Annotated in this window: 9 protein-coding genes and 1 riboswitch; of the genes, 4 read left to right on the top strand and 5 right to left on the bottom strand. The window is 70.9% G+C overall.

What is annotated here, in order from left to right; translation table 11 throughout:
• Positions 1 to 61: 61 nt before the first annotated feature.
• Positions 62 to 265 carry a Flp family type IVb pilin gene (locus C5H89_RS12365; RefSeq protein WP_104107306.1) on the top strand — a complete coding sequence of 68 codons (204 nt, stop codon included), beginning with the start codon at positions 62 to 64 and terminating at the stop codon, positions 263 to 265.
• A 37-nt stretch (positions 266 to 302) separates the two neighbouring features.
• On the opposite strand, the gene C5H89_RS12360 is transcribed toward C5H89_RS12365, so the two are convergent.
• The 5 genes from C5H89_RS12360 to C5H89_RS12340 all read right to left on the bottom strand — a co-directional run bounded on the left by C5H89_RS12360 (position 303) and on the right by C5H89_RS12340 (position 4,652).
• Positions 303 to 1,526: a M48 family metalloprotease gene (locus C5H89_RS12360; RefSeq protein WP_240181836.1), complete on the bottom strand. Its 1,224-nt coding sequence runs from the start codon at positions 1,524 to 1,526 to the stop codon at positions 303 to 305.
• 53 nt (positions 1,527 to 1,579) lie between these two features.
• A complete protein-coding gene (locus tag C5H89_RS12355; protein ID WP_104107305.1) occupies positions 1,580 to 2,848 on the bottom strand; it encodes a hypothetical protein in 1,269 nt (422 codons plus the stop codon).
• Complete coding sequence (locus tag C5H89_RS12350) at positions 2,829 to 3,749, bottom strand: C40 family peptidase (protein WP_240181835.1); 921 nt, start codon at positions 3,747 to 3,749, stop codon at positions 2,829 to 2,831. Before C5H89_RS12350 ends, C5H89_RS12355 begins: the two co-directional genes overlap by 20 nt.
• Positions 3,750 to 3,832: 83 nt before the next feature.
• Positions 3,833 to 4,001: riboswitch (cyclic di-AMP (ydaO/yuaA leader) on the bottom strand.
• A 91-nt stretch (positions 4,002 to 4,092) separates the two neighbouring features.
• Positions 4,093 to 4,302: a hypothetical protein gene (locus C5H89_RS12345; RefSeq protein ID WP_101524119.1), complete on the bottom strand. Its 210-nt coding sequence runs from the start codon at positions 4,300 to 4,302 to the stop codon at positions 4,093 to 4,095.
• A gap of 83 nt (positions 4,303 to 4,385) precedes the next feature.
• The gene (locus C5H89_RS12340; RefSeq protein ID WP_104107303.1) at positions 4,386 to 4,652 is read right to left on the bottom strand and encodes a hypothetical protein; all 267 of its coding nucleotides are present in this window, start codon (positions 4,650 to 4,652) and stop codon (positions 4,386 to 4,388) included.
• A gap of 95 nt (positions 4,653 to 4,747) precedes the next feature.
• On the opposite strand from C5H89_RS12340, the gene C5H89_RS12335 reads away from it, so the two are divergent.
• The 3 genes from C5H89_RS12335 to C5H89_RS12325 all read left to right on the top strand — a co-directional run bounded on the left by C5H89_RS12335 (position 4,748) and on the right by C5H89_RS12325 (position 8,343).
• On the top strand, positions 4,748 to 6,529 hold the full coding sequence (locus C5H89_RS12335) for a DEDD exonuclease domain-containing protein (protein ID WP_104107302.1): 1,782 nt from the start codon (positions 4,748 to 4,750) through the stop codon (positions 6,527 to 6,529).
• 10 nt (positions 6,530 to 6,539) lie between these two features.
• Positions 6,540 to 6,818, top strand: coding sequence for an Lrp/AsnC ligand binding domain-containing protein (locus C5H89_RS12330; RefSeq protein WP_104107522.1), 279 nt, complete (start codon positions 6,540 to 6,542; stop codon positions 6,816 to 6,818).
• 82 nt (positions 6,819 to 6,900) lie between these two features.
• The gene (locus tag C5H89_RS12325; RefSeq protein ID WP_162799355.1) at positions 6,901 to 8,343 is read left to right on the top strand and encodes a hypothetical protein; all 1,443 of its coding nucleotides are present in this window, start codon (positions 6,901 to 6,903) and stop codon (positions 8,341 to 8,343) included.
• Positions 8,344 to 8,451 lie beyond the last annotated feature (108 nt).

Below are 8,451 nucleotides of genomic sequence, written 5' to 3'. Positions count from 1 at the left end.
GCGGTTCCGAGGACCTCGGAACCGCGCCAGCTCTCTTTCCTGACCCTTGAAGGAGCCCGACATGCGCACCTACTTCATGGCCCGTGCCCACGGACCGAGTGGCCAATCGGAGCAGGGCGCCTCGAGCGTCGAGTACGGCCTTCTCATCGCCGGCATCGCCGCCCTGATCGTGCTCTCGGTCTTCATGTTCGGTGGAGCCGTGGCCGACCTGTTCGACGGCTCCTGCGAGACCATGAACGCCAGCACCCACACCGGCAGCTGCTGACCGGCCCGTCGCGGCTGTCCGTCCCCAGGGACCGAGGTCACCGCCGAGCGAGCGCCACGCGCTCCAGCACCCCGGGGTGGCTCCCCCACCACCACGACGACCACCTCGGCGGCGTCGGGTCCGACAGGGACCTGAGCGCCAGAGCCCGCTGCACCGCGACGAACGCCTCGGGATCCTCGGTCGCAGCCAGCGCATCCGCGTCTGCTCGCAGTTCCAGACGCCGACTGATGCTGTTCTCAACCGGCGCCACCACCTGTGCGCCCACCGCGAGCAGTGCCAGCAGCACCGGCACCGTCGTCGCCGCCGTGACCCGTCGCCGGCCATCCGACCTGGTGCACGCGGCGCCGAGCAGCCCCACCGCTGCCATGGCCCCCAGCGCGCCCAACGCCGTGCCGGTCAGCACGTCGTGGTGCCGGGCGTGCGCCAACTCGTGCGCGACCACCGACCGCACCTGCTCCCCGGGCACCTCGCTGACCAGGTTGTCGTAGAGCACCACGCGGCGCGTGCTGCCCAGTCCAGAGACCCACGCGTTCAGCGTCGTGGTGCGACGCGAGGCGTCCACGACCACCACGTCGTCCAGCTGCACGTCCATCTCGTCCGCGAGCTCGGTGATCTCCTCCCGCAGCTGCCCCGGCCCCAGCGTGGTGAAGTCGTTGGACAGGGGCTCCACCAGCACCGGGTAGACGAACGAGACCAGGACGACGAGTCCTCCCAGCACGGTCGCGCAGATCAACGGCCACCAGGTCCGCCACCGGCGCGCGCAGCCCACGACGAGGAGGACGACCAGCGCCGTACCCACGGTCTCGACCAGCTGCGAGACGGTCAGGTCGAGGAGGAACGCCGGCACGCGCTGCGTCGTCAGCCCGTACTCGCGCCGGAGCCGCAGCAGCAGGAGCGCGAACGGGAGGGTCACCAGGCGTACGCCGAGCAGCGTCAGCGCCACCCCCAGGACGGTCCGCACCCACCAGGGCCCCGGTAGCCGGCGCATCATCGCGGCGCCCAGGCCGGATGCCGCCAGCGCGACGACGACGATCAGCGAGAGGGCCAGCGAGCTCCAGCTCAGCAGGCGGGCCTGGCCTGCGTAGGACTCGGCTCGGCTGATCTGTGCCCTCGTGAAGAGACTGTCCGCGGGCACCGCAGCCAGGCCGTCGGGCACGGGGTGCCACGGGACCAGCACCGCTGCAAGGACCAGGAAGCAGGTCCCGGCGGCCAGAGCGACCAGCCAGCCCACCACGCGGCTCGTGAGTCGGGGCGGGGTCACGAGGACCACCCTCTCACCGCACCCCAGCCGGGGTCATCACCCTTGCCGAGACGTCAGCCGGCCAGCACGGCGAGCTCCGCCTGCCAGGCCCGCACCAGTCCCTCCCGGGACCACCCAGCCAGTCGCAGCGCGTCGTCCAGGCTGCGACCGGAGCGGACCTGCCGGTGCAGGGAGACCAGGCCGGCACTCCCCAGTCGTCGTTCCAGGGTTCGGCACGCCAGCCAGGCCCCCTGGTAGGCCGCTTGGACGCCGGGGCCCGACGCGGCGAAGTCCCTCGAGTCAGGGAGGTCGGCAGGCACCCCGCCCTCACGGACCGCGCCGGCGATCCGCCCCGCCGTACCTGGGCCGGGCTGCACTCCGCGGAGTGCGACGTGCTCGGCGAACCCCTCGAGCAGCCAGTACGGGAGGTGCTCGTCCCCAGCTCTGGTGGCCAGGTGCACCATCTCGTGCGTCAGCACGAGCCGGGCGCTGGGGAGGTGGTGAGGACGACCCCCGGCGGCGGCACCGTTGATGAAGATGTGCACCGGCGTTCCGGGGCCGCGCCGCTCCCCCGCCGGCGCCATGACGCCGGCCGTGTCCTCCGGGACGGGGTGCTGGGCCCCGAGAGCGGCAGCGAGGCCGCGCCCCGTGGCGGGCACCTCGATCACGGCCTTCCCCCGCCACTGCGGGAGCACCGCCTCCACCTGCGCCAGCGCATGCCGTGCCAGGACAGCCTGGCGGCGTGCGGCCCGTGGGAAGTCTTGGGCCAGCACCAGCACTCTGGCGGAGCGCTCGACGTGCAGGCGGGAGGTGAGCCACAGCGGGGCAGGGGCACCGCCTGAGGCGTCGATGCCTGCGATCGCGATCCGGCGCCCTTCCGGGACGAGCCGCACCGAGACCTTCGAGACGGAGGGCGCGGGGTCGTAGCCGGCGAGCTGCCACCGCACCTCGGCCACCACCGTGCGCGCTCCTCCGGGCGCAGCCTCGCCGTCCTGGCGCAGGTAGCGCGCCTCGAACGCCGTGATCTCGAGTGCGCGCGCGTTGCGCACGATGCGGCGCAGCAGCTGGCGCGCGGCGGCATCTGCACCCAGACCGGCCGCCGCCGCCTCGTCCCGGTCCACGACCGCGGCGCGGAAGGCGTGGAGGAGGCTCGCGAGGGCCGCAGGCGAGGCGGACGCCGCGGCGACGGGCCGATCCGGTCCGGCGTGCGGGGTCGGGACGCGTGCCTGCACGGTCCAGTGGACCGCTACGCCCAGGACCAGCAGGAACACCAGGACCAGGATCATCTGCCGCCCGGACCCCGGGCGACGCTTCGAGGAGAGGTCAGCCAGGACGGACGGCACCGACGTAGGGCATCGAGAAGACCCCTGCCACGCGGACGCCGCTCGACGGGTTGGCCGCGTGCACGATCATGCCGTTGCCGATGTACATGCCCACGTGGCTGATGGGTGAGTAGTAGAAGACCAGGTCCCCAGGCTGCAGGTCGTTCTGGGAGACGCGGGCGCCCGAGCCGAACTGGGCGCTGGAGGAGTGCGGGAGGCCTACTCCGGCCTGGCCCCACGCCATCATGGTCAGACCCGAGCAGTCGTAGGCATTGGGGCCGACTGCGCCGTACACGTAGGCGTCTCCGACCTGAGCCATGGCCGCCTCGACTGCGGCGGCGGCACGACCGGAAGCGGGGACGCTCTCGGGAAGCCGGGTGAAGTCGCCCCTGGATGCGGACAGGAGTCGCTCGCGCTCCTCGTCCTCGAGCTTGCCGAGCAGGCTCTTGGCCTCGGCCAGCTTGGCCTCGACCTCGGCCTTCTCCTCGGCGAGCGCCTTGGTGGTCTCCGCGATCTCGGTCTTGCGCTCGGCCGTCGCGTCCTGGCGGATGTCCAGCGCGTCGACCTCGGTGGAGAAGGAGTCGAAGAGGTCGTTCTGCAGATCGTTGAACGCCGACATGGTGGACAGCTGGCCCAGGAACGCACTCGGGTCCTCCGAGACGACGACCTGGCCGACGGTGGAGACGCTCTCGCCCTGGTACTGGCGGACGATCGACTCCTGGACCTGCTCACGCACGACCGCGAGGCGGGAGTTCTGCCGCTTCTCGTCCGCCTTGAGGGATCCGAGCTGGTCGCTCAGGGCGTCCAGCTCGAGCCGGGCGTCGTTGTAGCGCTCCTGCGCCTGCTCGGCCTGGTGGTACAGGCGGTCGACACGGCCGCGCACGTCGCTGATGTCGGGCTCTGCCTGGACGGGACTCGCCACGACGAAACCTGTCGAGACGAGGGCCACGCACGCGATGGTCGTCCTGCCGATTCGCATCCGGTCGCGAGTCACGAGCGGGCAGTCTCCCTACTTGTCGTACGTCTACCGGGTGAGCTGACGGATTCGGGCACGACATGCCCTACCCCGACTCCTCGGGCCAACAGCCCGCCTTGTCGACGATTCACCCCAGAGTTGTGGTTCCCCGGCTCCCGCGCACCCGAAGGCGCTGACGAGACTCAACGCGACTCACGCGCGAATCGACGATCCACTTCCACGCGAGTCTGGGGTCAGGCTAGTGGGCCGGACGGGACCAGGACAACTTGCACCGGAGAAAGTTGAGAATTCAGGCGGACTCGATGATCGGACCCCCCGGAACGGGATGCACCATCCGCAGCGGCGGCACGAGTCCGCCGGCCGCCAGGACGTCCAGCGCGTCGCGCGCATCGTCCTCCAGCGTGAGCTCGGGGGGTGGTCCCAGCAGCACGGTCACCACACAGTCGTGGCACGCCAGGCCACGCACCACACAGGTGTCACAGTCGATTCTCGTCGTCATGTCGGCGACTCAAGCAGCGAGCGCCGACAGTCCCGCCGCGCGCAGGGCCCGGACGGCGTGTCGGCGTGTCCCGGCCGGGACGATCAGCCCTCGCTCTGCCGGTCCTGGACGCCGGTGGCCACCACGTTGCGGTCCACCAGCTCGACGGCGTCCCTGCGGCCGCACCACCGGCACGTGATGCTCTCGACGTCCTCGGCCCTGAGCTCGGACTCCTCCACGACGTGCTCGCCCGCGAGGTCGAAGTGCCAGAACTCGGTGGTGCGTCGGGTGCGGGTGACGTCGAAGCGGGTCAGGTTGCCGCACGCGCCACAGCGCAGCCGGGTGGTGGGGCCGGGCAGCTCAAGGTTCACCGCGCGCTCCTGGCATGGGATCGGACCTGGGCGGACCAACCCTAGTGCGCGCGCCGCGTGATGGTTGTCGGTGCTCGCGTCTAACGTCACCGGACATGAGCACCACCCAGCAGACCGCGTCGACCAGGTGGGAGTCCCAGCGCAGCTTCGACGAGCTGGGGCGCCCACTGCGCGACCTCACGTTCACCGTCGTCGACCTCGAGACCACAGGTGGCTCGGCAGCAGGCGGCTCGATGATCACCGAGATCGGAGCCGTGAAGGTCAGGGGCGGTCAGGTCCTCGGCGAGTTCCAGACGCTGGTCAACCCGCGCGCTGAGATACCCGCGTTCATCGCCGTCCTCACCGGCATCACCAACTCGATGGTCGCCGACTCCCCGTCGATCGAGTCGGCGCTGCCCGCGTTCCTGGAGTTCGCTGCAGGCAGCGTGCTGGTCGCCCACAACGCGCCGTTCGACGTCGGTTTCCTCCAGCACTTCGCCAAGCAGCAGGGGCGGCCCTGGCCGCGGTTCGAGGTCGTCGACACCGCCAAGCTCGCCCGCCGGGTGGTCACCCGGGACGAGACGCCCAACTGCAAGCTGTCCAGCCTCGCCGCCCTCTTCGGCTCCGCCACCACTCCCAACCACCGGGCCCTGTCGGACGCCCGGGCCACGGTGGACGTCCTGCACGGCCTCGTCGAGCGCCTCGGCGGCCTGGGGGTGCACACCCTCGAGGAGCTCCAGACGTTCAGCTCCAAGGTGACCAGCGCCCAACGCCGCAAACGACACCTCGCGGAGTCGCTGCCGCACGCGCCCGGTGTCTACCTGTTCGAGGACGACCGGTCCCGCGTCCTCTACATCGGCACCTCCCGAGACCTGCGGACCCGGGTCCGGACCTACTTCACCGCCTCCGAGACCCGCTCCAGGATGGGCGAGATGGTGGGTCTGGCCGCCTCGGTCACGGGCATCGAGTGCGCCACCTCCCTGGAGGCCGAGGTGCGGGAGCTTCGGTTGATCGCCGAGCACAAGCCCCGCTACAACCGGCGCAGCCGGTTTCCCGAGAAGGTGCACTTCATCAAGCTCACTCGCGAGATGTGGCCCAGGCTCTCCCTGGTCCGGCGGGTCCTGGACGACGACGCCGAGTACCTCGGCCCCTTCGGCTCCAGACGGGTCGCGGAGAAGTGCCTCGCGGCACTGCACGACACCTTCCCGGTGCGTCAGTGCTCCGGCCGGCTGCCCGCGGCGCCGTCCCGGTCGCCCTGCGTCCTGGCTGAGATGGGTCGCTGCCTCTCCCCCTGTGACGGATCGACCGACTCCTCCACGTACGCCGAGATGGTCGCCCGACTCGGGGACGCCCTGCGACGGCGCCCCGACGAGGTGGTGGACGCCGTGAACCGCCGGATGTCGGCGCTGGCGGCGGAGGAGCGGTTCGAGGAGGCAGGCGCCCATCGCGACCGGCTCTCGGCGTTCGTCCGCGCCGCCGCCCGTACCCAGCGCCTCTCCGCCCTCAGCGGCTGCCCCGAGGTGGTCGCCGGACGTCGTGAGGACGACGGCCGCTGGTCAGTCCACGTGGTGCGGTTCGGCCGCCTCGCGGCAGCCGGGGTGATCCCCGCGGGTGCCGATGCCCACCAGTTCGTCGCGGAGCTGCGCGCGACGGCCGAGACGGTGCTCCCCGCCCCGGGCCCGGTGCCCGCCGCCACGGCGGAGGAGAGCGAGAAGGTCCTGCGCTGGCTGGAGGCACCCGGGATCCGGCTGATCGACGTCGTGGGTCACTGGGTCTGTCCCGTGGCCGGCGCCGGCCGCCACTTGGCCCTGTACGACGCGGTCAGCCAGTCCCGGCTCAGCCTGGTGCCCTTCGACGAGCATCGTCTGCCCTCGCCCATCCACCAGCCGGCTCGATAGTGTGCCGACCATGATCACTGCCATCGTCTTCGTCAAGGCCGATGTGGCTCGTATCCCTGAGGTCGCGGAGTCGATCGCCGCCCTGGAGGGCATCAGCGAGGTCTACTCCGTCACGGGGCAGATCGACCTCATCGCCCTGGTCCGGGTGAGCAGGCACGAGGACATCGCCCGTGTCATCGCCGACCAGCTCAACAAGGTCCCCGGAGTCCTGGAGACCGAGACCCACATCGCCTTCCGCGCCTACTCGCGGCACGACCTCGAGGCCGCCTTCTCCCTGGGCCTGGACTGACCTCCGAGGGCCCCGACGCGATTCCGCCCCAACGTCGCGGAATCGCCTCGGCGACCCGGCGCACCATGGAAAAGTGTGCACCGTGAGCAACCAGCGCGCGGCCGCACGACGATCCCCCGTGCTGACGGCGGTCCCTCTGCTGATCGTGCTCGGCACCTTCCTGGCCATCGTGCGGCAGGTGGCCGCTCCGGTCACCAACACCGACACCTACTTCCACCTCCGCATGGGACGAGAGTTCCTGGACGGCTGGTCGGCCCGCTCCCCCGAGACGCTGTCCCGCTTCTCCACCGCAGATTGGGTCCCCACGCAGTGGCTCGGGCAGATCGGCTATGCCGCCTTCGAGCAGTGGTTCGGCCTCCCCGGTGTCGCCTGGCTCTCGGGGGCGCTGATCCTGGCGTTCGCCCTCACCGTGTTCCTGGTCGCGCATGCCCACAGCTCGCTACTGGTCGCCTCCCTGATCACGCCGCTGACCATCGGCAGCACCGCGCCGTTCCTCTCCTCACGACCTCAGGTCGCCAGCTACCTGTTCGTCGTGCTGACGGTGGGCGCCTGGCTGCGCTACCGCGAGACCGGGGCAGCGCCCTGGTGGCTGGTCCCCCTGACCTGGCTGTGGGCCATGGTCCACGGCATGTGGCCCGTGGGGCCGGCGCTGGGGGTGCTGTGCCTGCTGGGCCTGGCCCTGGACCGCGCACCGCAGGCCAGCACCCGGCGGACCTCGCGTCGCAAGGCGCTGCTGGTGCCCGTGCTGTCACTGCTCGCGGCAGGGCTGACGCCCGTCGGCCCGGCGCTGTACGGAGCCGTGCTCCGGGTCGGCAACATCTCTGAGTACTTCGCCGAGTGGGCGCCGACCGACTTCACCGAGCTTGCTCCCGCACTCACTGCCTCGACCCTGCTGCTGTGGCTCGTGCTGGCACTGCGTGCCGGGGGCGTGTCGTGGATCGAATTGGGGCTAGGTCTGACGGCTGCCGGGTGGCTCGTCTACTCCCACCGGACGGTGCCGCTGGGTGCAGCAATACTCGTCCCGCTGTTAGCCGGGAGGATGCAGGGCGTGCTCCCCCATCGCCCCAGCGCCGGCCGGCTTGAGGTGGGCGTGGCGACCGGGGGGTTTGTCGCGGCGCTCGCCGCCCTCGCCCTAGCGGTCCCGTTCACCAGCGACATGCCCGTGGAGATGCCCCACGCCCAGGACCGGCTCCTGCGGGCGCTGCCGCCTGAGACTGGTCTGCTGAACGAGTGGAATGAGGGCGGTCGCGACGTGTGGCGCTACCCGGAGCTGGAAGTGGTGATGCACGGCTACGGCGATATGTTCACTGAGGACGAGCTGGAGCGGAACGTCGGTCTGCTGGAGCTTGCTCCTGGCTGGGACGACAGCCTGCGCGAGCTAGAGGTGACTCACGCCCTGCTCTACACCGACGGCGCCCTCACCTACGCCCTGACCAACGACAAAGGCTGGCGAGTCATCGAGAAGGACAAGAAGATGTCCTATCTGGTGGCTCCCTCGGACTGGCTGGAGCGCTCAGGGAGCTGATGCTTCGGCGTAGCAGCGGGGCCCGGTCCCGCCTCCGAGTCGATCAACGAGCACGCTTTCGTCAAGACTCCACCGTTCGCCTGCGGAGGGCGGTAAGCACGACCTACG

This window comes from Nocardioides sp. 616, assembly GCF_002930065.1.
GTDB lineage: Bacteria > Actinomycetota > Actinomycetes > Propionibacteriales > Nocardioidaceae > Nocardioides > Nocardioides houyundeii.
Note: the sequence above shows the minus strand (reverse complement) of the source record. Positions and strands in the feature narration are given on the sequence as shown.